Below are 24,742 nucleotides of genomic sequence, written 5' to 3'. Positions count from 1 at the left end.
CATGAAAGTCATGTTCGCTAAACTTAGAAACTGTGTACTGCCGGCCCTGCTGCTCCTGGCCGGGCAGCCGCTTCGGGCGCAGCAGGTGCTTCCGCTGGATTCAGTGCTGCGGGCCGTGGAGCGCCGCAACCCGGCCCTGCGCCAGTACGGCTACCGCGCCCAGGCCAAGCAGGCCGCCGTGGCGGGCGCCAGCAGCTGGGAAGCGCCCAAGGTGAGTGCCGGCTACTGGATGACGCCCTACAACCAGCGCCCCATCAAGGAAATGAACAACGGCCAAGGCGAGGGCATGCAGATGGTGTCGGTGGAGCAGATGATTCCCAACCCGGTGAAGCAGCGCGCCAAGCGCGAATACCTAGCCGGCCAGGCCGCCGTGGACCAGGCCGACCAAACGGCCATGTTCAACCAGCTGCGGGCGCAGGCCCGCAGCCTCTACTACGGCCGCGTTCTGCTGGAGAAGAAACTCAAAGTGCTCGACGAAAGCGAGGAGCTGCTGGCCTTTCTGCTGAAGGTGGCGCAGGCCCGCTACCCCTACAACCAGAGCACCTTGGGCAGCATCTACCAGGCGCAGGCGCGGCTGGCCATGCACGGCAACGACCACGAGCAGCTCTACGGGCAGCTGCGGCAGAACACCATTGCCCTGAACACGCTGATGGCCCGCGACCCGGAAGGTGAGTTTGCCGTGGACACGCTGCTGCCCACCGCCTTCGCGGGGCCTTATCCCGATACGGCGGCGCTGTCCCGCCGGCGCAGCGACGTGCGCAGCCTCGACCGCTCGCTGGCCGTGCTGCGCCTCAACCAGAACGTGGAAGCCAACCGCCGCCGCCCCGACTTCGGCGTGCGCTACGACCACATGAACGGCTTGGGCGTCACGCCCAACCAATTCTCCCTCATGGGCATGGTCACGCTTCCCATCGCCCCTTGGGCGGCCCGCGAGTACAAGGCCAACACCGCCGCCCTGGGCTACGAGGCCCAGGCCGTGCAGCAGCAGCGGGCCAGCCTGCTCACCGAAGCGGCCGGCCGCATCACCACGCTGCAGTCGGATTTGCGCACTAAGCGCCAGCAGGTGGAAAACTACGAAAAGGGCATCCTGCCCGCCCTGCGCAAGAATTACCAAGTGACGCTGCTGGCCTATCAGCAGAACACCGCCCAACTGCCGGCCGTGGTCGAAGCCCTGGAAACCTGGCTGCAAACCCGCCTGCAGTACCTCGACGCCCAAACCGAACTCCTAAACTTACACGTGCGCTATGACCAGGAGCTGGAGCAATAAACTGCGAGCCGGCGCGCAGGTAGTGCTGCTGCTCACGCTGCTGGCCGGCTGCAAAGGCAAGGCCCATGGTCCGGCCGGGCAGGCCCCCGCACAACCGGTGGCCACGGCCGCCGCGCAGCTGTACACCTGCTCGATGCACCCGCAAATCGTGCGCGACGCGCCCGGCCAGTGCCCCATCTGCGGCATGGACCTGGTGCCCAAAGCCAGCGGGGATAACCCGGTGGCCGCCGACACGGCCGGCGCGGGTCTGGGCCACCTGGTCACGTCACCCAACGGGTCCGTGGTGTCGGCCATTGCCACCGTGCGGCCTACCACCGGGGCCGTTGCCGATACGCTCATTCTGCCCGGCGTGGTCGACTACGACCCGCGCCGGAGCCGGGCCGTGGCCGCCCGCGTAGGAGGCCGCATCGAGCGGCTGCTGGTGCGCTTCAACTACCAGCCCGTGCGCAAAGGCCAGACGCTGCTGGAGCTCTACAGCCCCGAACTGGTGACGGCCGAGCAGGAATACATCTTCTTATTGGGCAACGACGCCGACAACCCAGTCCTGGTCAACGGGGCCCGGCAGAAGCTGCGCCTGCTGGGGTTGAGCGACAGCCAGCTGCGCGCCCTGGCCCGAACCCGGCGCCCCGACTACCGGGTAGCCGTGTTCAGCCCCTACGACGGGTACGTGGTCGAAAACGCGGTGGCCGCAGCGTCACCAGCCCCGCCGTCTCCCGCCGGCATGGGCGAAGCCAGTGCCCCGGCTGGTAGTGGCCTGGGTGGTGCCTCGGCCATGGGTGCAGGAGCCGAAGCAGCCCCCGCCACCGCATCTGCTTCCCCGCCAACCACGGCGCTCACGCTGCAGGAAGGCGGCTATGTGAGCGCCGGACAGACCCTGTTTCAGGTCATGAACACCGCGCAGGTGTGGGGCCTGTTCCAGCCCGGGCCAGGCGAGCAGGCCCAGCTGCGCCCCGGCCAGACGCTGCAGGTGCTTGTGGATGGGGACCCCACCCATCCCCTGAGCGCCCGCGTGGAGCTGGTGGAGCCCACCTACCGGAACGGGGCCAGCACGCCGGCCGTGCGCCTGTCGTTGCCCAACGCCAGGGGCCTGCTGCGGCGCGGTACCCGCCTCACCGCCCGGCTGACGAGCGCGGCCACCAGCGGCTGGTGGCTGCCGCGCGCCGCCGTCGTGGACCTCGGCACCCGCCAGGTCGCCTTTGTGCGGCGCGGCCCCACGTTTGTGCCCGTCACGGTGCTGGTCGGCCAGCGCACGGGCACGCAGGTGCAAATCCGGCAGGGCCTGAGCGGCACCGAAGACGTGGCCACCAACGGCCAGTACCTGGTCGACAGCGAAAGCTTTCTGCAAACCTCATCCGCACCAAACCCGCCCGCCCATGACTAGCCTGCAAACCTTTTGGCGGCTTGCTACTGCCCGGTTGCTACTGGTGCTGCTGGTGGCGCTCAGCAGCGCGGCCTGCCAGAAAACCAAGTCCCCCGAACAAGGGGCCATGGGGGAGAAGGTATCCTACACCTGCTCCATGCACCCGCAGATTCACGAGGATGCCCCCGGCAAGTGTCCCATCTGCGGCATGGACCTGATAGCCGTCAAAACGGGGCCAGCAGCTAAAAAGGCTGCTACCAGCGCGGCCGTGTACACCTGCCCGATGCACCCGCAGGTCCACCAGGCCAAACCCGGCTTGTGCCCCATCTGCGGCATGGACCTCGTAAAACAGGCCGGGCAGCCGACTCCGGCGGGAAGCGCCGCGGCCAGCAGCGCGGACCTGACGCTGACTGCGCAGCAGGTAACGCTGGGCAACATTCACGCGCAGGTCATCGGTGCCAGCCCGTCCGAAATGCCCGCGCCAACTGTGCTCACCGGCACCATCACCGCCGATGCCCTGCAAACGGAGAGCGTGAGCAGCCGGGTAGCCGGGCGCATCGAGCACCTGTACGTGCGCCAAACCGGCCAGCCGCTGCGGAAGGGTGCGCCCCTGTTTTCCGTGTACAGCGAGCAGCTGCAGGCCCTGCAGCAGGAGTACCTGCTCGCCCTGGCCCAAAGCCGCGAGCAGGGCGGCGCCTACCGCCAATTTGCTGAGGCTACGGCTCAAAAGCTGCGTCTCTTGGGTCTGAGTGCCAGTCAGCTCCGGCAGCTGGCCGCCCGGGGCCGGCCCAACCCGGTAGTCACGTACTACAGCCCGACGACTGGCACGGTGCAGACCCTCGACGTGGTGCAGGGCCAATACGTGACCGAAGGCAGCCCCCTGGTGACGCTCACCAACCTGGCCACCGTGTGGGTCGAAGCGCAGCTCTACCCACAGGACGTGGCCCGGCTGCCGTTGGGCACCAGCGTCACGGTGCAGGTGGCCGGAGAGTCCGGCTCCCACCGGGGCAACGTCGTCTTTCTGAGTCCCGAGCTCAGCGGCAGCAGCCAGGTCACTCTGGCCCGCATCCAGCTGGCCAACCCCGGAGGCCGCCTGCTGCCGGGGGCGCAGGCCAATGTCCTGCTCGATTCCCCAACGACGACGTCAACCGCCCAAACCACGCTGCGCGTGCCCGTGGAAGCCCTTATCCGCGACGGCGAGAACAGCTACCTCTGGACGCAGACCGGCGCGCGGCAGTACCGCCGCGTGCGGGTCAGCACGGGCGAGGGCTCGGCCAGCAGCGTGCCCATCACGGCGGGCCTGCCGGCCGGGACCAAAGTCGTCGTGTCGGGGGCCTACCTGCTGCAAAGCGAATACTCCCTGCGTCAGGGTGCCACCGATAGCATGAACGGCATGGCCATGTAAGCCGCCGAAAACCAATCCTTAACCCGTTGTGGTGCTGCGGTTCAGCACTTTTTTTTCATCACCCTTCTCAACATTCATGAAAAAGCTTCTTTTCCTCGGCCTGGTGCTCACCAGCCTTTCCACCACCCTCTCGTCCTGCTCCGACAACAAGGGCACGGCCGAAACCAGCACGGCAACCGGCACCAGCACCACCGCCGATAGTACCGCCAAGCCGGCGGGTAACCCCGGCCCGGGTGTGGCCGCCGAAACCTATACCTGCACCATGCACCCGGAAGTCATTACCAACGCGCCCGGCAAGTGCCCCAAGTGCGGCATGGACCTGGTAAAGAAATAGAGCCCCGGACTAAGCCACTGGTGGCCTTTTCCCGGAGCTAAACAGGCCCTTTCTTCGGCACCATATCGGCTCGTTAAATGCGGACGGTACGGTGCCGAAGTATAGGAATCACATTAAGGAATTCCGGCCACGGCGGGCGGGACCTGGCCAATCTTACTTTCTTTTTCCTGGTTTTTCTCCTCAATCAGGGAGCGTGGTTGACAGTAAGGCACTGCTCTGCCTAACCTGCATTACGCGCTGGCTGCCGTGCTATTCTGCGCTCTCAAACAGTCCGCCCCAGGGTCGAACTCTACCGAGTCCCAACCACCCTTAGGCCGGGATACCCCACCCTTACTTAAACCGTTGCCCATGCCTACCCTATCAGCAATTGCGTCGGACGAGAAGCGCTGTGTACTATACATCAAACACATGGTCTGCTCGCGGGGTATTCGGGTAGTAAGGCGAGAGTTGGAAAGCCTGGAACTGCGGGTGCTGGAGGTTCGGCTGGGCGCGGCGATAGTCGCAGGTCCAGCCGAGCAGCTGGAATGGGAGTGCATTCGCCAGACGCTGGCCACTGCCGGCTTTGCGCTGCTGGAAAACCCCGCGCAGGCGCTGGTTGACCGGGTGAAGCTGGCCGTGCCCGGGCTGCTGCGGCGCTCCGACACGCTGCGGCACCGCGAATTCATTCCTGCCCTGGCCCGGGAAATGAGTCTGGCCAGCCGCGACCTGCACGCGGCTTTTGCCCAGCTGCCTGGCCACGAAAGCCTCATTGGCTACATCACCGGGCAACGCCTGGCTTACGCGCAGGAATTGCTGGCTACTTCCCGGCTTGACATCGGACATATTGCCCGGCAATTGGGCTACGGCAGCCTAGCGCACTTTTCCGGCCAGTTCCGGCGGTTCGCGCAGTGCTCGCCCTCGGCCTACCGGCAGCAGCTGGAAATGAGTGTGGTTAAGGCATAACGCCTGGCTGGGCTGGGGCAAACGTGGAGAATACTACCTTGCCAGCGATAAGCACCCACGAACCCCGATGGCTAAAATAACCGCCGCTTACCTGGCAACCGAAGCTTTTACCCAACTAGAGGCAAATAAGCCAGTGGCAGATGTTAGAGCCGACTTGGCTATTGACGACAGCACCATGTGGAGCAAGGTAAGCGCACTGGTTTATGAGAAAGCCAAAGCGGCGGCCCGAAAAGAGCGTGACCAGGATGCCCGGCGGCCACACGTTTCTACCACGTCTAACGCGGAGATAACGGACCTGCTGGCCTTGAATGAGCAGCTGGCCAGCTATGCCCTGTTGACTCCAGCTACCATGACGACGGCTGATTTTAGGAGAATCGGGCAGCTCGCCGCTGAGCTACCGGCTTCCGAAGCTGCTATTCTGAGCTACTTAGACAGCATCATCACATCCCCCAAGATATGCGCCATCCTAAAGCAGGGATTTACATATTCCCCCGCTTTTCAGTCATTTGCCCCGCTGGTAGAGGCGGCCACCATTGCGTATTACCAGGAAAATTATGTCAGTGCCTTTCTCACGCTGGTCCCCGTGGTGGAGGGGCTGATTCTGCGCTGGAATGGGTTTGACGGCACCGGCCCCGAACCCAAGCCGGAATTTGAAACCATCCGCAAGTTTGTGGGCAACTCCTACCTGCGCCAGCCAAACCCCGGCAACGTGCTTTTTCACGACGTGTATGTGAAAGCCAGTCAGGCTATCTTGACCAAGCACTTGTACCTGAATTCGGAAACTGGTTCGGCTTACGCAAATTTTAGTCGGCACCTGGCCGCGCATTTGCTCAGCAACGAGGCTTTCGCTACGCAGCCCAACTGCGTCAGGCTGTTTATCCTGCTCGATGCCCTGCTCAAGGTTTACATCTATGAAACCAAGCCCGCCAAAGACCCGCGGTTTCATGTGGACGAACTGATGCTGCAACGGGACGTGCTGCGCTATCAACTCGTCATTGCGCAGCAGCGCCTGTTTCATAAGACGCTTGCGCAATTCTTCCCGGCAGCGCCAAATGATGCAAGCCACGAGGCAATTGATGTAAAACCGGGCCGAGAACAACAGGTATAAGGAGTAATTCCGGTCGCAACGCCGTTCACTCCTAATTCCAATCCTCATGCACGCTCAGAACCAATCCCTCCTCGACGCCCTCAACGCCTGCATCGCCGCCTGCGAGCACTGCGCCACCGCCTGCCTCAAGGAAGAAGACGTAAAAATGATGGCCCGCTGCATTAGCCTCGACCGCGACTGCGCCGATGTCTGCGCCCTGACGGCCCGCCTGATTGCCCGCGGCTCGGAGCACGGCCCGCATTTGCTGCGCGAGTGCGCCGAAGTGTGCAAGGCCTGCGGCGATGAGTGCGAAAAGCACGGTGCCCACATGCAGCATTGCAAGGAGTGCGCCGAGGCCTGCCGCCGCTGCGAAGCAGCGTGCCGCGCCGGGATGAAAGCAGCCGCCTAAGCCTGCTTTTATGCTGACGGCCGGGTGACGGGAAATCATGCAAGTCCCCTGCGCAATTCTATACCCCTGGCGTGCCACTCTGGCCACAGCTTTGCGTGTTGTATTGACACGAACCCGGTGCGGGTTCCTTAACTCAACTCGTCATGAAAACCCTGCAATTCAAAACCAACATCAACTGCGGTGGCTGCATCAAGGCCGTCACGCCCGCCCTCAACCAGCAGGCCGGAGCCGGCAACTGGCAAGTCGACACGGCTAACCCCGATAAGATTCTGACCGTGAGCACCGACAAGCTCACGCCGGAACAAGTGGTGCAAGCCGTGGAGCAGGCCGGCTTCCGGATTGCGGCGGCCTAAGCAGCTATTTCTTCTGTGATAAAGCCCGGCTTCGGCCGGGCTTTTTAGTTAGGGCTGGCCATAAAATCTGATGCCCCGGTTCTGGCTGCCTCTCCCCCCCAGCATGGACGCCAAATTATGCAATTGCAAGGGCTACCCGGGGCTAATCTGACAACATTCTGCGTCGTACACCCACTTATTATGGAGCACTCAAAACCTTATGCCCGCTTTTTCCTGATGCTGGCCACCTCGCTGGTGGCCATGTATGCCGTGATGTACCTGAACGTCTACGAGTGGGACCACGTGTACTTCAGCCTAACGAGGGTATACATGGCCCTGCTTATGCTGGTGCCGATGACCTTGATTATGATGGGCTTTATGTGGAGTATGTACCCCGATAAGCGCCGCAACGCGCTGATTATGGGCGGGAGCCTCGTGCTGTTTGCAGTAGTCACCTTCATGGTCCGCACCCAGGTCTTTGTCGACGACCAGCTGTGGATGAAGGCCATGATTCCGCACCACTCCATTGCCATTCTGGTCAGCAAGCGGGCCACCATCAAAGACCCCGAAGTACGGGCCCTGGCCGACAGCATCATCAGCGCCCAGCAGCGCGAGATTGCCCAGATGAAGCGCATGCTGCATCGCCTGGAGCAAGCGCACCAGTAAGTTTGAGGCCAACCTACTTGCACGTCTGCACCAGCGCTGTCACGCTGAGGGTGGCCGTTGCGTCGGTGGTGTAGTTGTCGTTGTTGACGCACACAAACAGCTGGCGCGTGCCCGGCGGCAGGGCAATGGGCCGGGTTTCCTGGGGCGTGTTGGCGGCCGCCCGCAGGCAGGCACTGGTAATGGTGCCCTTAGAAGCCAGAAACTGCTGCACCGCGGCCGGGTCGGCCGTGATATACCAGTGGCATTTGGTGCTAACGGTAGTCGGGGCATTGTTGCCCTGCTTGAGCAGCGCGGAAGCCGCCGTGCCCAGCAGGGCCGGAGCCGCCGCCCCGCCGCTGCCCGCCACGGCGGCGACTGCCAGGGCCGTCGACCAGGAAATAGGCGGCTGTCCCTCGTCGCGCACGTCGAGTTTATAGACAATGCCCGCCGTGCCGGCCGGAATGTCTACCGTAAACACGTTGCGGCTGCTGTGCATGCAGTTGCTGCAGTGCAGGGTGGCGGTGCTCAGCGGCAGGGCATCCTGCATGAGGGACCGGCACTTGATTTCGCGGCCATCCTCGCGCCAGCTGCGAAAGTCGGCCTGCTGCGCCCCACTCAGGTACGTGCCGCGAAAGCTGACCTGGCCGTTCTCGTGCCAGCCGCAGCACAGGCCCGTGGGCTTGTCCGGCTTTTCTGCGGCGAGCTTGCCTTCCCACTGCTTTTTCCACGAGGGGTAGAAATAATCCCGCACCGTGCCCACCGGCTTGCCCGAGGCGTCGCGGTGCGCAACGCGGGCGTAGGAAACCTCTTCCAGTGTTTCGGTGCGCTCCCAGTCGCGGTCAAAGTACACGGTGTCGGCGGGTGGCAAACTCACCGCGGCTGGCTTGGGGCGCTGGGCCCGCGCGGAGACACTTATAATAAGGAGTAGAAAAAGCAACGAGTATACTTTTGACATAAGCGAAAGCCAGGCGGGTTGAGTAGAATTGCGGTTGGTAAAAATAGCGCGAAGTTTTCCGAAGCTACTTACTCCACTTGCCTGAGCGGACTACCGAGGTTCGTTCCCCTCTCCTTTTCAGAGTTTAGGAACCATAAGACTTACTTATCGACTCTAAACTGCCAGTGGAACGAGAGATTTTATAAACTAATAATAGGTATCGATTAGTAAGTCTTATCACTACCTATCCACTATCTTGCCGGCCCAACCAAAAATCGGGGGATTTTACCTTATATATAGGCTGCATGGAAAACTCCGCCGCACTGACTGTGAATCCCATTGGCCATGGGCTGGCGCACCACACCGGAGCGGCCGCCCGCTACGTCGAGGCAGGACTGACCGGCGCGCCCAATACGGCCCGGGCGTACGCCGCCCACCTGAAGCGCTTCAGCGCCTGGTGCACCGAGAACGGGTTCTCACCACTGCCGGCGCCGGTCGATGCGTTGGTTGGGTTTTGCACCTACCTGGCCGAAGCAGGCAAAAAGGTCGGCACGCTGGAACAGCACTGCGCGGCCATCAGCAAGGCCCACGCCGTACGCGGCGTCGATTCGCCCACAGACGACAAGCAGTTCAAGATTTTCATGGACGGCGTGCGCCGGGTCCGTGGGGTGCGTCAAAAGCAGGCGCCAGCGTTTTCGCTGGTGCAGCTCAAGCAGCTGGTGCGTAGCTTAGATGTGCAGACGGTGACCGGGCTGCGGGACCGGGCCATTCTGCTGCTGGGGTTCACAGGAGCATTCCGCCGCTCAGAATTGACGGCTCTTAATGTGCAGGATTTGCGGTTTACCGATGAGTGCTTGGTGGTATCACTGGGCAAGAGCAAAACCAATCAGTTGGGCGATTATGAGGAAAAGGCCATTTTTTACTCCCCCGAGCCGGCGGTCTGCCCCATTCGCTCTTTGAAGGCGTGGCTAGAGCAATTGGAACGCAGCGAAGGACCGGTGTTCGTCATGCTGCGCAAGGGCAACCGGCTCACCACCAACCGCCTTTCCGACCAGACCGTCAATACGCTTGTTCAACGCTACCTGGGACCTGGCTATACGGCCCATTCCTTACGCGCCTCCTTTGTTACGGTGGCCAAGCTCAACGGGGCTGATGACAGCAAAATCATGAACCAGACTAAGCACAAGACCAGTGCGATGATTCGCCGCTACACTCGCTTGGACAATGTGCAGCAGCACAATGCGGCTAAGGAACTAGGCTTATAAAACCCAGACGAATCCAAATTACTCATACAGGCATTGTAGCTTGCGAAAAGGCCACCTCTGACTTGCTTAACCACATTTAAACCTCTTTACTTGATGCATCCAGAAACGCGAGAAATGTATGAGATGAGGTTTAAACTTCGCGTTTACGAAAGCAAGGGCGATGTATACCAAACTCTGTTTTCAGACGTAATGCAGCGGGCCCATCCAGAAGACTTCATGAAAACGCGGCCATGGGGCAACCTCGGTGACAAAAAAAATGATGGTTTTTTGAAATCGGAGCGTCATCTGTACCAAGTTTATGCTCCAAATGAGATGTCTGCGACGCAAGCCATCAAGAAAATTGAAGAGGACTTTTTGGGTGCTCTCCCTCATTGGGGCACTGATTTCGACAAGTGGTCCTTTGTTCACAACGCATTTGATGGCCTAGGCCCTCATATACAGCAGACAATACTAGCTTTAGAAAAGCAGCACAACCCAATAAAACTTACTCCTTTCAGCCCAATTGACCTCTCCAAGAAGCTGTTTAGCCTTGATGAGGATGATATTATGGCGGTTCTGGGGCTGCCTTACAAACCGACGAGGCCTTCACAAATAACCTTTGAGGAGATTAAGCATGTTTTAGAACAACTTGCTCACTCACTTCCCGAGCAACCAGCTCATATACAAGAAGTACCTCCAGGAAAACTCAATGCAAACAGTTTGAGCTCAAACAGTCGAAACTTAGTTCGCATGGGGATGGGGCTTGCCCCACGTGTTGGCGATTTCTTTGGCACCCATCGATTCGACCCTGAGCTTGGTAACCGAGTCGCTCAAGTTCTTAGAAAAGAGTACATCCGATTAAAAGAATCGCGCATTGGCCCTGATGCTATTTACAGTGCCCTATTCAACTTGATTAGGCACCATCAGCACTCCTCCGAGGCAGCAGCTTTGGCAATTTTAGCCTATTTCTTTGAGCGTTGTGACATTTTTGAGCCTCTTAGCAGCACACCATCTTTGAAGGAGGCGACAGAGGTATGATTCTACCTACTAAACATCTTCCTACCGAGCGTGCATTGCTTACTGTTGGTGCGCAACTGCTGACGCATCTTCAAGAACCCAAATCTGTTTCACGGCTTTGGTCAGATATCAAGCATGACCCTTCTCAGGATAACTCTATTTCCTTCGACTGGTTCGTGCTCGCTCTTGACCTCTTATCCGCAATGGGCATTATTCATTTCGCAAACGAGCGCATTGCCCGGACAACCTCTGCATGATTTATTCTATTTTCAGCTCATTACCTAGTTTTAAGTCTTACGCCTTCCGCTCAGGCTTAAATATAATTATTGCCGACAAAGGCGAAGCTTCAGGAGCTGGCCAAACACGCAACAAGGCGGGTAAATCAAGCATTGTGTTATTAATCCATTTTGCGCTTGGTAAAGAAGGAGACCCTAGTTCTCTGTTCCGCAAACCCGAATTGAAGGACCATAATTTTGGGATTGAATTTGACCTGCGTGGAGTACGCATGCGCGCAACTCGTTCAGGTGCAACTTTCGGCAAGGTGCATTTAACACAAGTTGACGCATCTGAAGCTGTCAATGATTGGCCCGTTGATGCGTTAGATGGTGATTGGGAGGCTACTGTTTCTAGTGCAAAGTGGGAGTCTGATTTAGGGAGAATTATATTTCAACTCCCTGAAAAACCTGAGAAGTTTGGGCCAAAGTTTGGCATGCTCTTCAATTATTTCGCTCGCCGAGCAAGCAGTGGAGCCTTTCTCAATCCACAGCAGCAATCAAGCAAGCAAAGCCCAGCAGACACTCGGGTAGCGCTATCCTATCTACTGGGATTGGATTGGCGCATCAGTACGGAGCGGGAGCAGCTTAGACAATCTGCGGAGAACACTAAAAAACTACAAAAAGCTGCACAAGACGGTCTTTTAGAAGGGCTCACGGGTGACCCCAAGCAATTGCTGACGCAATCTGTGCTCGTTCAAGAAGATGTCAACAGAATGACGGAGGCTGTTCGCAGTTTTCGAATGCTCCCCGATTATGCGGAGCGGGAGAAAGAAGCAAATACTCTCACCCGCGAGATAAATAAATTAGCGGACGAGAATGCACAAGACGGTTTGTACATACATGATTTGGAAGTCTCGTTGAGTTCTGAGTCGGCCCCGCAGCTTGATGACGTGCAACGAATGTACTCCGAGGCTGGGGTGTCTTTGCCGGGAATAGCATTGCAGCGGTTCGAAGAGGTGCGCAAATTTCACGAATCGGTAGTGCGGAACCGAAAAATGTACTTAGAAGAAGAGTTGACGCAGGCTCGCCTAAACGTTGAAAATAGGCAACGGAAAATGACTCAACTCGACGATAGGCGAACTGAGGTCATGACACTTTTGAAGACGCATGGCGCCTTACAGCATTACTCGAAGCTGCAGAGCGAATTGAGTAGAGCAGAAGCTCGGGCTGAACAGATAAAGCAACAGCAGTCTATTTTACACGAAGTTGCAGAGCGTGTTGCTCAGTTCAAGATTGACCAACAACGCCTGTACTTACGACTACAGCGCGACTTTATTGAAAACGAACAGTTGCTAAAAGACGCGATTTTAGCATTTGAGGAAGCTTCACGAGCTTTATATGAAAATGCAGGTAATCTCAATATATATCCGAGTGAAACGGGGCCGAATTTTGAGGTGACTATTCAAGGGATGAAAAGCCAAGGGGTTAACAACGCACAGATATTTTGCTTTGACATGATGCTTATGCGAATGGCTACGAGGCGCGGAATTTCTCCTGGATTTTTGATACACGACAGCAGCTTATTTGACCCTATTGACGAACGTCAGAAAGAGAGGGCTTTAGAATATGGAGCCAAGCTGGCTGAGCAAATTGGCTTCCAATACATAGTAACTCTGAACTCGGACCAAATTCCAAAAGAAAGGGTCACTGCCTTTCCCTTAGAAGATTATATAATTCCTCCCAGGTTGACTGACGAACCTGGCGGTGGTCTGTTCGGGTTCGAGTTTAACTAAGTACAAGTAATTTGTACACCTTATTAGCTTACTATCTAATGAATTCATCACTGCTTATTGAGAAGATGGATTTGTATAGAGACTGGCTAACAATTGCAAAGCATCGCCTAACAGCTTGCGGTTTCGATATCAGTCAGCTTGTCCACGACGAGGAGGTGTTACTGGAATACTTTAATGTGCTACTGCACCTTACCATTCCTGTACAACCTCGTCAAGTATTTTATGCGGATGCATTCAGTTGTCCTCCTGAGCTTCAGGCGGGATTGCTAGCATTCATCGAAAGGATTGAGTCAGGGCGAAATCTGCGGCCGCACATGAGTCGAGGAGTAAAAAAAGTGGCTAACCGGGATGCATTACGGTACGACTGGGGCATTCATCACTTTCATCTTGGCGCTACCCTAGCCCCTGACGGTTTCGTTACTCGTACCGAACCAATTCTATTTGCTTGGGTCGCTCACAATGCCGTATACATGCTCGGACTCTACCCACATGGAGCCTGGACCCAACAAGAAGTACTCCAAGTGCTTTATCGCAACTGGCCTGCCCTGCTCTCTCCTTATACCATTAGGGGTGCTAGTCTAACGCACATTTTAACCGACCAGGAAGTCGCACTAGCGCGTAAGGCGGGCGTAACTGTGGCCTTTCAAGTAGCTGAAGGTGTAGCCATCGTACCTCCTGGGGGTGGTATGCCAACCTCCAAGCATAGCTTTCGTGCAGTCAGAGATAGTGATAAGCTTCACGACAACTTGGACAGCATGATGGAGCAGTTGCGAGACCCTACCTCAGCCTTTATGCAGGAGTATGAAAGGAAAGGAGCTTTCAAAAAGCGAACTCTCTCATTTTCTTTAGTAGAGCACAGCGATGGGTACAGACTTATCGAAAAGCACAACAATCTCCATTTTAAGGTGGGCGGAATTCCTTCTTTGCCGTTGCCTTAGCCTTCTATGGCGGTAAACCATTAAATAAACCTCGACTACGACAGCTTATGGCCGCCCGATTTCTTTCAGGATTCATTGGCGTCAACCGCCATTCTGACCCGGACATTTCTGACCTGAACTGTGCCCGTCGGGATGCCATGGCTTTGTGGTCACTCTGGCAAGACACACTTCCTGACGCTACTCCCGTCCTGCTTGTAGATGAAGAGGCTACTCGGTCCCGTATCGATGAGTTGCTAGCTCAGACGCTGGATGCTGCTACAGATGATGATGTGGTGCTGCTAACCTTTTCTGGTCACGGCACTCATAACCACCGCTTAGTAGCCCATGATACCAACTTAGAGGACTTGGCGGGGACAACTATCTCCATGGCAGACCTAGCCACACGGTTTCGCCAAAGCAGGGCTCGCCATATTTTGCTGGTTCTCGACTGCTGTTTCAGTGGAGGGGCGCCGGCCAAAGTGATTGAGGATGGCTTACAGCCACGAGGCAGTGGCTTTTCCTTGGAATCGGCTTTTTCCGGACGTGGGCGTATGCTCTTAGCTGCAGCTAATGTTGATGAAGAAGCTTGGGAGGCTGCGGGCCATGGTCTACTAACTTCGGCCTTGACTGCGGCCTTACGGGCTGCTACCGGTCCAGTAGAAGTGGGAGGTCTGATGGCTGAAGTTGCCGGGCGGGTACGCGCCGAAGCGCAACGTCTGGGCCTCACCCAAACCCCCAAATGGGTAGGAGATATAGATGGGGGCTTTACCATTCCCCCGCTACAGGCCGGACAGCATTATTACCAAGCCTTTCCTGAACAGACCGGCCTGAAGGTGTCGGAAAACATTCGGGAGTTAATGGGCTTCGGCTTGCCCGAGGAGGTTATTCAACTTTGGGAACAACAGTTCTCCCAAGGGCTCAACGAGCTGCAACTGGCTGCAGTCAACGACTATCGGATACTCGACGGCGAATCCCTGTTAGTTGTAGCCCCGACCAGCAGCGGCAAGACGTTTATTGGAGAATTAGCTGCCGTAAAGGCTGCTGTTAGCAGCCAGCGGGCTGTTTTTTTGGTGCCGTACAAAGCCTTGGCCAACGAAAAGTATGAGCAGTTTTCTGACTTGTACGGCACGCGGTTGGGCCTACGGGTGATTCGATGCACTGGCGACTACCAAGACGCTACCAATGCCTTTGTGCGGGGTAAGTATGACATTGCGCTGCTCACCTATGAGATGTTTCTGAACTTGGTGGTAAAAAACCAGGGCACGCTGAGCCGCATCGGGGTGGTGGTCGTGGACGAGGCGCAGTTTATCACTGACCCCAGCCGAGGCATCAGCGTCGAGCTGTTGCTGACCTACATTCTGTCTGCTCGCGAACGGGGTATCACTCCGCAGTTGGTAGCGCTATCGGCAGTCATCGGCAACACCAACGGATTTGAGCATTGGCTGCGATGCCAGGCACTGATTACCACCCGGCGGCCCGTACCTTTAGAGGAAGGTGTTATTGACCGCTCAGGCGTTTTTGAGTACTTAGACCCGGACACCGGGCTCCAGCAGAAACGGCAGCTACTACCTGCTCATGCCGTGCGGATACGCCGCGATAAAGCCAGTACGCAGGACGTGATAGTGCCCCTAGCGCAGGCTCTGCTGGCACAACAGCCGACGGCTAAGCTCATTGTATTCCGTAACGTCCGCGGTAAAGCCGAAGGCGTGGCGGGTTACCTGGCCAAGGATTTAGGGTTGCCCAGTGCGGATGCGGCCATAGCGGCATTGCCGGCCCATGACCGCTCCTCTACATCCACCAGGTTGCGCGACTGCCTGCGGGGAGGTACAGCTTTTCACAACAGCAACTTATCTCGGGAAGAGCGGGAGGTAGTCGAGCGCGCATTTCGCGACCAGCAAGGACCCGTGCGGGTGCTGGGGGCCACGACTACTGTCGCAGCCGGCATCAATACGCCTGCTTCGGCAGTAATTCTAGGCGAAACAGAATTCCTCGGAGAAGACCAGAAGCCTTTCACCATTGCCGAATACAAAAACATGGTAGGTCGGGCTGGCCGACTGGGCTACAATGAGCGTGGCCAGTCATTCATTATCGCCAACACCCCCATGGAGCGACGTCAGCTTTTCCAGCACTACGTTCTTGGTCAGCCAGAAGCCATGCGCTCTTCCTTTGCCACTGGCAATCTGTCCACCTGGGTGTTGCGTCTGCTGGCCCAAATTCCGCGGGTTGGCCGCCGGGAGGTGGCCACCTTACTGGCCAATACCTACGGAGGGTACGTGGAGGGCCGCAACAATCCAAACTGGCGGCCCCAGATGGATGCGCAGGTGGAAAATATAATCATCTCCCTAATTCGGGCGGGCATTGCGGAGCAGGAGGGTCCTATGCTCCAGTTAACTCTAGTAGGATTTGCCTGCGCCAATTCGTCGCTCTCCTTTGACTCTATCCTGCGCCTGCTGCACTTGCTGCAGTTGTTGAACCCCGCCACCATCACGCTGGAGCGGCTGTTGGCCCTGACGCAAGCGCTGCCGGAACTAGACGAAACCTACACGCCCCTCTTTAAAAACGGGAACAAGGAGAAGACTTGGCCCTATCATGCGGCTCAAAAAGTGGGCAACGACTTGGTGCAGCTCTACCAGCGTTCCCTCCCCGACCAGATAGCCTATCTACGCCGAGCCAAACGAGCCTTATTGGTAGAAGCTTGGCTAGAAGGCGATTCTTTGGAAAGTTTGGAGCAGGCGTATACCAACTCCTCTTTCGTGCCGGTCAGCTACGGGGATGTGCGGCGGATTGCGGACGCAACGCGCTACCATTTCCGCTCGGTGGTGCCCATTGTCCAAGCCCTGCACCCTATGTTGCTTTTGGAAGATGAGGCCCTGAATTTGTTAACAACCCGTCTAGAGGTTGGCTTGCCGGCCTCGGCGCTCCCATTGCTGAAGGTGCCTATCCTGAATCGTGGGGAAATACTGTTGCTGGCGCGCCACGGCATTGTAGAAGCATCGCTTTCTTGGGCTACTGTTGAACCAACTGCCATCGAGTTATTCGGTCTAGAAAGAAGCCAAGTGATAGGGCCTATCTGGGAGAAGCAACATCTCACCAGCCTGGCCAAGGCATCGTCGGCATCCTAGCCATGTGGGCTGGGGAAATTCGCGCCCGTCCAAGTTGTGAAAGCCAAGGTTAAAACCGCATATTCACCTTGAATTTGCTTAACTCCCCACACTTTACCCTTGCTATCCTCGGCTCCTTATGAAGTTCATTGCTATTGATTTTGAAACTGCTACGGCTGACCGCGACAGCGCGTGCGAAATAGGTTTAGCGTTCGTGGAAGACGGGCAGGTAACCGGCACCAAGTCGTGGTTGATTAAGCCCCCTTCCTACCCCTACTTCGACTCGTTTAACATCTCTATCCACGGCATTCACCCCGCCGATGTATCCGACCAACCTACCTGGGCCGAACTCTGGCCCGAATTGCAGCCCCTACTGGAAGGGCAATTACTGGTGGCTCATAACGCGGGCTTCGATTTCAGTGTGTTGCGACGGACGTTGGAGACATACGAGTTGCCTTTTCCTTCGCTTCAGTACGTCTGCAGCTATATTTTCTCGAAGAAAGTATGGACTGGGCTACCAGCTTATGATTTGCATACGCTGTGCAAATTTCACGGTATCCCACTGCAACATCACCGCGCAGCTAGTGATGCCCAAGCTTGCGCGCAACTGGCGTTGAAAACCTTTGCGTATGCCGGTGTCACCTGCAAAGACGACTTTGCCGAGAAGCTGCTAACCAACATCGGACAGCTGCATCCAGACGGCTACGACCCTTGCATAACGCGGCGTATTTATGCTTATAAAGACCCAAGCCTGATAAAGGGAGACCCAACTAAGCATAAGCCTGACAACCTGTTCTACGGCCGCAGCGTGGTGTTTACTGGCACTCTTTCATCCATGCTGCGCGCTAGTGCGCAGCAGCTTATTGCCGACATTGGCGGAATCAACAGCAACGGCGTTACCAAAGACACCTGCTTTCTGGTAGTTGGTCAGCAGGATTACCGCATCGTTGGTGATGACGGCATGAGTAGCAAGCAGGAGAAGGCCGTGAAGCTCATCGAAAAAGGCGCTGGATTAGAAATCCTCTCAGAGGTAGATTTCCTTCGCAATCTGTAATCGCACAATTAATGGCATGAGTTGTTTTCCAGTAGATGAAAGAGTCAACTAATTTTTCTCCCTCGTGGATACGCCTAGCTGCTTTGCCAGAGGAGCGGACAATGTGGGAGTTTGACGCGTACTATCAACGCGTTCATTCCCTTGTGCCCAACGTCCCTGAGCCTGTATTAGAGCAGTGGATTCATGGACTGCAGGACGAGTACGTTACCCGCCGAAACTATGCCTGGTTGGATTACGACCACCTTGACTTTAGCTTGGAGCAGTGGTCGTCACAAGACCTTCTGAACCTGTATGTGGTCGAAGCATACCGAGATTGCGTTGAAACCCGGGAACGCTGCCAGACCTTTGATGAGTTTTGCTGCACTAAAAAAGACCTAGCTCACTGGAAAGAACAAGGCACTTGGCGGACCCCGCCAGTTGTACTAGACGTGACCTCTTTAGGCACGTTGCCTCCTGGAAAGGAGTTGGTGGCGCCACACCAATTAATTGAAGGCCACAACCGGCTTGGCTATCTGCACGCCATGGCTAATATGGATAAACAGGGAAAGGCAGAATTGGTGGCTACTCATGAGGTATGGGTGCTGCGACAACCAGTACATATTCAATAATATAATTACTTTTATACTTAGAGCATTATTAAACAAATAGGGTAAAACCTCCTACTTAGGAAGTTTTACCCTATTTGTTTAATAATGCTCTAAGTATGACTACTTTTTCTTTCTACCAATCCTACGTGCTGAAAGCTTTTGCCAAATGCTCCGGAACGCTAGGACTTCGGCACGGGTGTAGCCCATTTGCTCAATTAGTAGCGCTTGGTCAACAATATCCAATGCCTCGATAATCTTCTTTTGACGCATTAAGCAGTCAATCTCCTCAAAATCCACCGCATCCCTACTAAGGAGCATCGGAAGCGGTAGCTCTTCTACTTCCGTGGGCTCAAAGGTTAGCACACCGCCGCCGTAGCTGCGGCCTAAGATTTCAGAGAAAGCAAAGGTCAGCGAGTTCAGAAACGAAACAACAGCCAAGGGGCCATCAACTCCGGCGTTGAACCGCACCCGGTGAATGGTATCGGTCGAGGACGCTTGCCCTTGGTTCAGAATGAGCTTGGGAAACTCGTTGACTTGGCGCAGAGCGAAGCCATCCGGTTGGCGCAAGGATGGCGTAATGTACCAGCGCTTGCGTATCTGGCATTTATACCCGCCGTTGTAGCCCTGCTCCTCACCGAAGGTGATGTACTCCCGGCAAGCGGCGGGCAATGCCTCAAAGGCCTCGTTCGGCGGAACAAATAGATGCGTGGTATTCTGGTCGTCCGAATTGCTTTCGAAGTCCGTAGCTCGAAATACAATGCCTTTTAATTGCGGGGACTTGCTCACGACCCGTTGCACGTAGTTTTGTAACCCCAACCGCTGCACCTGTTCCTCTTTCAGCATGAAGAACTCGTTGCGGCCTGTTACGATGCCTACGTCGACCTGCATGTAAGAGCCACAGGTACGGATTCGCTCGTCCACCTTGGTGCGCCGCATCAACTCAATTTGGTCGATGTCCAGGAAGTACTTGGTCCATTTCTCTCGGGAATGGTCAATTGCCTTAATGGGGGCCTCCTGAATCTTAGCGACGTCCAACGTCAATAACTCTTCTAAGCTGGCTAGCTCTACTACTCGAATGCCCTGATTTTCCGTTGCTTCTTTCTCGCAAAGTAGCAGCACCACTTCCTGCTGAATACCCTGAAACACCAGCTTGGTAAAGGATACGATGGTGATACGTTGGAAGAAATGCGAAAGAAAAACCCGCGTGTCAGCCGCGTACTTTACCTGAAACAGTTCCGCCGGGATAACCATCCCCAACCGACCACCGGCCGCCAGCTTGTTCGCGGCAATCACGAGGAAGGGGACCCAGATGTTCGTCAGCTTGTTGGGAATGATGCCTAGTTCCGACATCAGCGTGATGGCCAAGCTGCGGTGCTTCTCGGGAAAGGTCTGGTAGCGAATAAACGGTGGGTTCCCCACTACTACATCATAGGTCTTCTCCTCTGGCAAATCCCGTACAAACCGAAAAAAGTCGGAGTTGACAATAGTCGTCGAATTGAGGCCGTACGCCTCTGCCCGGGCCTTCGCCTTAATAGCCTCCTCCTCCATCAACTCCACGCCCTGGATGTGGCCGAATAGCTCATCATGCGACAAACCAAGTGCCATAAAACGCTGGATAGATGCTTCGATGAAGTTTCCATCGCCGCAGCTGGGTTCTAGCACCGTTTCCGTGGCGGACCGAATGGCCCACCGACAAATGAAGTCCGCGATGGGCTTGGGGGTGTAGTACCCGCCCCGCAGTTTATCCGTATCTACTTTAGCTCCTAGCGCAACGCCCATCAGTCTGTCTCATTTGTGGGGGCGTACAAGAGTTCGTCCCCGGTTACTATGTCTTTGTCCGTCGCCGCCAAGCCATAAAGCTGGTCCACTTGCGTGAACATTTGCTCGTGCAGCCGGCGTATTTTTTGCCTTACTACCTGCTTATTAGCCGGGTTAGGTGTTGTTTTAAGCTGGGCCGTAGCCGCAATTAATGCTTGAACGGTATCTACCAATTCATCATGCAGCGCTCGTTCAGCCGGCACGGCAAAGTTAATCCTTCTGATGGGGAGGTCCTTGATGTATTGCTTCCCGTGGGAATAATAGCCCCCGCTAAACTCACTCGGCCTCGCTTTCACCATTCCCTCGAATACCGGATGGCTCAAGATTCCCATCAGGTACAGCAAGGAGTAGTCCGACGTGCTCAGGATGGAGTTGTACGGTCCGCTCCCGCCTCCGGTAAAGCGGATGTTGGTGGTATCGTACACGTACTTGGGCTGCGTGGACAGGACCGGGAACAGCAGCTTCGGCGCGTTATCAAACTTGCCTAAGCTCTGGGTCCGGCCGTACTGATACCAATAGGGCTCGTCGGTTAGCGGGTCTGTAAAGCCGTTGATGTTACGGGCTTCCAGTTCTGCCCGGTGGTGGCTGAGGTAAGCCCAGCAGAGCGGGTAGTCTTGTTGTAGGGTCTGCTCATCCAACAGGGTGGCCTGGCCACCTACCAGAGCGTAGGGATAAATCATCCACGCATTCGCTTCGATGGTATCGAAAAGGTTGAACGCTAACTTATTCAGCGTCGGAACACAGATGGCTTTTTCAATCTCCCAAGGGTCCTTGTTTTTATCCAGGAACCGAAAGGTCGTGGCGGATTGGGCCGTGGGCTGGATAATGTAAAGCTTGTTGTTGCTGTTCTGCAGGCCGACGGGAATATCGGCTATCTGATGCAGTGGCACCGTATTGCCTGCGCGAATGCGCTCGAATAGGGCTTTCGTTTCGGGCGATACAAACATCCACGGAGCCGCGCCGTAGTCTTGCACCGCGTAGGAGCTGCTTGCGGGCTCCCCGAGCAGCTCCTGGGCTACGTTGCGAACGCGGGTAAAGGCAAAGCTTGTTCGAGGCTGCTTGCTCAGCACCACGATGGCGGTGTAGGTCAGCCGGCCTGGGAATAGTTGTTGGACGCCGAAGTGAACCACTTTGGCCAAAGAGCTATGACTCCAGATGTAGCTGCGCAAAGCAGCAGCCCCTTTGATGGTGAAAAACTTGTTTGGCACGATGTAGCCCAAATAACCCGTGCGATTTAGCAAGGTCAGAGCTCGTTGGATAAAGAGGTAGTATTTATCGAACGACCCGCTGCTGCCACCGGTCACGGGGTAATCCCCCCGAGTGCTACGATAAAAAGCTATTTCTTCGGCTGCGTACTGCACCATGTGCTGGATGCGCACATAGGGCGGGTTGCCAATAATCGCGTCAAACCCACCGGTGCGGCTCAAGAAGGGAAATTCTACCGTCCACTGGAAGGGTCGAATCCGAAAGAGCAACGCATCGTCTCCGCTGGCCTGGGGGTTAAACGCGAAATAGGTGTCGTCCAGTAGCGAGTTACCGCACCGGATGGAAGCATCCAGATTAGGCAGTACGGTGGTTCTGGGTTGGCTCAGATGGTCCGCAATGGTGGCCGCGCTTTCCTCTTCCACCAGCTTCAAGGACAAACTAAACCGCGTTACTTCAACCGCATACGGGTTAATGTCCACCCCATACAGGCACTGGGTCACCACTGCTTGCTTGCCTCGCAACGTTAGTTGATAAGTATTCCCCGGCGCGGGGCGCGCAAGTCCTTCCTGGACTTGAGCAGGACTAACGTGGTCGGTCAGGTATTGTACCAGGTAGTCGTAGGCCGCAATCAGAAATGTGCCGGAGCCGCACGAGATGTCGGCAATCTTCAAGGACAGTACTTCTTCAAATGACTTGCCCGCCACCAGGTGCCCAAGGGTGTCACGCACAATTTTGCGAACGACTAGCTTGGGCGTTGGCACCACCCCATCCGAGGCCGCCACTTCGGGCTCTTCAACAATGCGAACCTGATTGCCTGCTTCTATGCTAATCCGGCTCCCTAGAAACCGCTCGTAAATCTGGCTAAGGATTTCAGGGTCGACGACCGAGAAGTCAAAGGGGCTCTGGGGGTAATAGAGCTCGTTGAAGATGGCAATCAACAACTGCGAATCCAGTTGCAATGACAAGGATAACGTGTCCTCAATGAAGCCAAAAAGCCCTGAATTGTACTTCCTGTCCGCTTTCAGGAAAAGTGTCTTGAGCTCCTCATAGCTCGTAACTGCGTGTAACGTCTCATACTGCTCTAGGGCACGGTCCTCACATATACGCAGGAAGATGATGCGATTAAGCAGGCGCTGTACTTGAAAGTTGATGTCTTCTTCGTTCAGGGTAGCATTCGTGGCGAGAATGCTTTGCGCTAACCGTTGCCGCCAGTCGATTATCTGGTGAAGGAAGAATTCATCAAAGGGAGAAGCGCCCTGCGGAGCAACCGCAAAGGAGCGTTCAATTGCCCCGCCGGTGACCGCCTCAAAGCTCAGTAAAGCATAGATTTCTTCAAAATGAGAAATGAACTCCGTGTAGTGATAGCTGCGGTAGCGGGCCAAGTGCGGGTCGTCCCCGGCACTGGGTTTGATGCGGCAATCGTAGATAATTAATCGTTCAAAGTTGGTAAGGACCGAAATGACCAAATTTGCGCTCCACCCATAGCGGCGCGTTTGGAAAGCCGGATTTGGGGAACGCTCGACATTCACCGCCACCTTCTTCGCTTCCACAAACAGTCGTTGGGAACCCGCAACCCGGAGCGTATAATCCGGATTCTTCATCTTTAGAACGTCGTCTTCCTCAACGGCTAACTCCTCCTCTTGGACAACATCACGCAGGTACTGAGACTTACCTAGCTCGTTGTCTACATCCCAACCCAGCGTTTTCAGCAAGGGGTTAAGGAAATCGTTACGCAACTGCGATTCCTTGTAGGCAGCACCTTGATAATGCGCATGCTGGTCTGCAAATGCTACAACCAGTCGGCTGAGTTGCTCCAAAGCTTCTGCTTTGGTTTGGGTAAGTCGGTACATGGATGTGCAGGCGGTATAAAACAGGGCTCGGATATCATCCGGTAGACTAGGAGAAATCAAAGCTACCATTCTAGCCAACGGCATCCCTTAGTTTCAGCAGTCCTTGGCCAAACTTGCAGCGTTTTTTCAAAGTAGTCCACTTGCCTACCAACAAAACTAGCATAAAATTGCTAATTAAATTGGCTTTTTATCCAATGATGGCTATCGTAAGCCTAAGTGTGCAAGCCTCCTTGAATTAGCCCAGACAAGAGTTACTTTGCCGAAAATGCAGGTTTTACCCACTTGAACAGCAGGTCCTAGCGAATACCGTAGAAAAAGCGATTGATGGCAAAAATACCCCGGCGGCTGACGCCCAGTTTACAGGCAATGCCAGCTGTACTCATTCCCCCGCCCGAGCTTAAAGCATTTGGTGACGAATGGGTTAGAAAAGGCAACAAGCTAGGCCGCAAACGCCCGCTGTCGTCAAGTGACCTGTGTGAGCTTTTTGATAAGGCCGTTGGAGATGCTTTGGCAGCTATGCTGGGGAATCTACCCGTGGTTACTCCTAATGGCAATGACCTGACACCTGCCCAGCCTAATTGTGTTGAGGTTGGTCCTGTTAGAATCGTTGGCGGTGTAAGACCGCAAAACTTTGATGTTGGGTACCGCCCTGATGGAGTACGATTCGCCTTCGATTCCAAGTCGCTCAATGATGCCGATAGTGTGAAGAAGAACTGGCAGAATATGATTAATGACTTGGCAACGGAAGCGACAACAGTGCACACGCGCTTTCCTCATGCAGTGGTCGCCTTTATGGTTATTTTCCCTGAGCCTTGCATTGGGGAACCTCGGTTATCTGCTGTTATTCAGACCCTGGAACGCCTATCCCGGCGAACAGGCTTTGATGAGCCAGTTCATCGAGCAGAGGTAATTTCATTTGTCCTATGGGACCCTACTACGGGAACAATCAAGCCCAATTTCCCAACCTCAGAATCCCCACTTAGGATAGAAGTCTTTTCGGAGCAAGTAGAAGCAATATATCATAGCCGTTATAAAGGTTTGCCTCCTCACACATCGGTATAAGGTGTTCTTCTTCCGCAGGGGAAGATTTATACGCTTAGTGCGCTTATGGGCCTTTCAGGAAAGAGAGAACCCTAAACATTTAGATTTGGAATGAGGCTAAAACCTACCTAGCGCCCGTTTTGCCCGCTTGACAGTCTACCGTAGCTGTTGCAGAACTTCCTGG

At 55.8% G+C, this 24,742-nt stretch carries 21 protein-coding genes; 18 read left to right on the top strand and 3 right to left on the bottom strand.

Translation table 11 applies throughout. The features are described from left to right. Window positions 1-10 precede the first annotated feature (10 nt). The 9 genes from ACYVM5_RS00375 (at window position 11) to ACYVM5_RS00335 (ending at window position 7,802) form a co-directional block, all read left to right on the top strand. Window positions 11-1,267 (top strand): TolC family protein, encoded by a 1,257-nt coding sequence (locus tag ACYVM5_RS00375; RefSeq protein WP_460616202.1) that lies wholly within the window; start codon window positions 11-13, stop codon window positions 1,265-1,267. Then, window positions 1,245-2,648 carry an efflux RND transporter periplasmic adaptor subunit gene (locus ACYVM5_RS00370; RefSeq protein ID WP_460616201.1) on the top strand — a complete coding sequence of 468 codons (1,404 nt, stop codon included), beginning with the start codon at window positions 1,245-1,247 and terminating at the stop codon, window positions 2,646-2,648. The genes ACYVM5_RS00375 and ACYVM5_RS00370 overlap by 23 nt, the downstream gene beginning before the upstream one ends. Continuing rightward, window positions 2,641-4,032, top strand: a complete 1,392-nt coding sequence (locus ACYVM5_RS00365) for an efflux RND transporter periplasmic adaptor subunit (RefSeq protein ID WP_460616200.1) — start codon at window positions 2,641-2,643, stop codon at window positions 4,030-4,032. The genes ACYVM5_RS00370 and ACYVM5_RS00365 overlap by 8 nt, the downstream gene beginning before the upstream one ends. 76 nt (window positions 4,033-4,108) lie before the next feature. Further along, window positions 4,109-4,366 carry a heavy metal-binding domain-containing protein gene (locus tag ACYVM5_RS00360; protein ID WP_460616199.1) on the top strand — a complete coding sequence of 86 codons (258 nt, stop codon included), beginning with the start codon at window positions 4,109-4,111 and terminating at the stop codon, window positions 4,364-4,366. A 348-nt stretch (window positions 4,367-4,714) separates the two neighbouring features. Beyond that, window positions 4,715-5,308, top strand: a complete 594-nt coding sequence (locus ACYVM5_RS00355; protein WP_460616198.1) for a helix-turn-helix transcriptional regulator — start codon at window positions 4,715-4,717, stop codon at window positions 5,306-5,308. Window positions 5,309-5,441: 133 nt separating this feature from the next. Next, window positions 5,442-6,416 carry a hypothetical protein gene (locus ACYVM5_RS00350; RefSeq protein ID WP_460616197.1) on the top strand — a complete coding sequence of 325 codons (975 nt, stop codon included), beginning with the start codon at window positions 5,442-5,444 and terminating at the stop codon, window positions 6,414-6,416. 46 nt (window positions 6,417-6,462) lie between these two features. Beyond that, window positions 6,463-6,804, top strand: a complete 342-nt coding sequence (locus ACYVM5_RS00345) for a four-helix bundle copper-binding protein (protein WP_460616196.1) — start codon at window positions 6,463-6,465, stop codon at window positions 6,802-6,804. Window positions 6,805-6,947: 143 nt separating this feature from the next. Further along, window positions 6,948-7,157 (top strand): heavy-metal-associated domain-containing protein, encoded by a 210-nt coding sequence (locus tag ACYVM5_RS00340; protein ID WP_460616195.1) that lies wholly within the window; start codon window positions 6,948-6,950, stop codon window positions 7,155-7,157. A gap of 180 nt (window positions 7,158-7,337) precedes the next feature. Then, complete coding sequence (locus tag ACYVM5_RS00335; protein WP_460616194.1) at window positions 7,338-7,802, top strand: DUF305 domain-containing protein; 465 nt, start codon at window positions 7,338-7,340, stop codon at window positions 7,800-7,802. Window positions 7,803-7,815: 13 nt separating this feature from the next. On the opposite strand, the gene ACYVM5_RS00330 is transcribed toward ACYVM5_RS00335, so the two are convergent. Then, on the bottom strand, window positions 7,816-8,736 hold the full coding sequence (locus ACYVM5_RS00330) for a toxin-antitoxin system YwqK family antitoxin (RefSeq protein WP_460616193.1): 921 nt from the start codon (window positions 8,734-8,736) through the stop codon (window positions 7,816-7,818). Between the two features lie 284 nt (window positions 8,737-9,020). Between ACYVM5_RS00330 and ACYVM5_RS00325 the strand changes: the two genes are divergently transcribed. The 8 genes from ACYVM5_RS00325 (at window position 9,021) to ACYVM5_RS00290 (ending at window position 18,664) form a co-directional block, all read left to right on the top strand. Beyond that, on the top strand, window positions 9,021-9,980 hold the full coding sequence (locus ACYVM5_RS00325) for a site-specific integrase (protein WP_460616192.1): 960 nt from the start codon (window positions 9,021-9,023) through the stop codon (window positions 9,978-9,980). Window positions 9,981-10,073: 93 nt separating this feature from the next. Then, the gene (locus ACYVM5_RS00320; protein ID WP_460616191.1) at window positions 10,074-10,997 is read left to right on the top strand and encodes an ABC-three component system protein; all 924 of its coding nucleotides are present in this window, start codon (window positions 10,074-10,076) and stop codon (window positions 10,995-10,997) included. Continuing rightward, window positions 10,994-11,233, top strand: coding sequence for an ABC-three component system middle component 6 (locus ACYVM5_RS00315; RefSeq protein WP_206986426.1), 240 nt, complete (start codon window positions 10,994-10,996; stop codon window positions 11,231-11,233). The genes ACYVM5_RS00320 and ACYVM5_RS00315 overlap by 4 nt, the downstream gene beginning before the upstream one ends. Next, window positions 11,230-12,984, top strand: a complete 1,755-nt coding sequence (locus ACYVM5_RS00310; RefSeq protein ID WP_460616190.1) for an ABC-three component system protein — start codon at window positions 11,230-11,232, stop codon at window positions 12,982-12,984. Before ACYVM5_RS00315 ends, ACYVM5_RS00310 begins: the two co-directional genes overlap by 4 nt. Window positions 12,985-13,022: 38 nt before the next feature. Next, window positions 13,023-13,922: a hypothetical protein gene (locus ACYVM5_RS00305; RefSeq protein WP_460616189.1), complete on the top strand. Its 900-nt coding sequence runs from the start codon at window positions 13,023-13,025 to the stop codon at window positions 13,920-13,922. 47 nt (window positions 13,923-13,969) lie between these two features. After that, window positions 13,970-17,023: a DEAD/DEAH box helicase gene (locus ACYVM5_RS00300; protein ID WP_460616188.1), complete on the top strand. Its 3,054-nt coding sequence runs from the start codon at window positions 13,970-13,972 to the stop codon at window positions 17,021-17,023. A gap of 118 nt (window positions 17,024-17,141) precedes the next feature. Then, entirely contained in the window at window positions 17,142-18,056 is a 915-nt protein-coding gene (locus ACYVM5_RS00295; protein WP_460616187.1) for an exonuclease domain-containing protein, read from the top strand. A gap of 35 nt (window positions 18,057-18,091) precedes the next feature. Continuing rightward, entirely contained in the window at window positions 18,092-18,664 is a 573-nt protein-coding gene (locus tag ACYVM5_RS00290) for a hypothetical protein (RefSeq protein WP_460616186.1), read from the top strand. 99 nt (window positions 18,665-18,763) lie between these two features. Here the strand turns inward: ACYVM5_RS00290 and ACYVM5_RS00285 are convergent, their stop codons facing one another. Both ACYVM5_RS00285 and ACYVM5_RS00280 read right to left on the bottom strand, forming a co-directional pair. Beyond that, complete coding sequence (locus ACYVM5_RS00285) at window positions 18,764-20,422, bottom strand: DNA methyltransferase family protein (RefSeq protein WP_460616185.1); 1,659 nt, start codon at window positions 20,420-20,422, stop codon at window positions 18,764-18,766. Next, a complete protein-coding gene (locus tag ACYVM5_RS00280; RefSeq protein WP_460616184.1) occupies window positions 20,422-23,517 on the bottom strand; it encodes an Eco57I restriction-modification methylase domain-containing protein in 3,096 nt (1,031 codons plus the stop codon). Before ACYVM5_RS00280 ends, ACYVM5_RS00285 begins: the two co-directional genes overlap by 1 nt. Before the next feature lie 324 nt (window positions 23,518-23,841). Between ACYVM5_RS00280 and ACYVM5_RS00275 the strand changes: the two genes are divergently transcribed. Beyond that, window positions 23,842-24,579 carry a hypothetical protein gene (locus ACYVM5_RS00275; protein WP_460616183.1) on the top strand — a complete coding sequence of 246 codons (738 nt, stop codon included), beginning with the start codon at window positions 23,842-23,844 and terminating at the stop codon, window positions 24,577-24,579. Window positions 24,580-24,742 lie beyond the last annotated feature (163 nt).

Source organism: Hymenobacter ruber, assembly GCF_054783255.1.
Note: the sequence above shows the minus strand (reverse complement) of the source record. Positions and strands in the feature narration are given on the sequence as shown.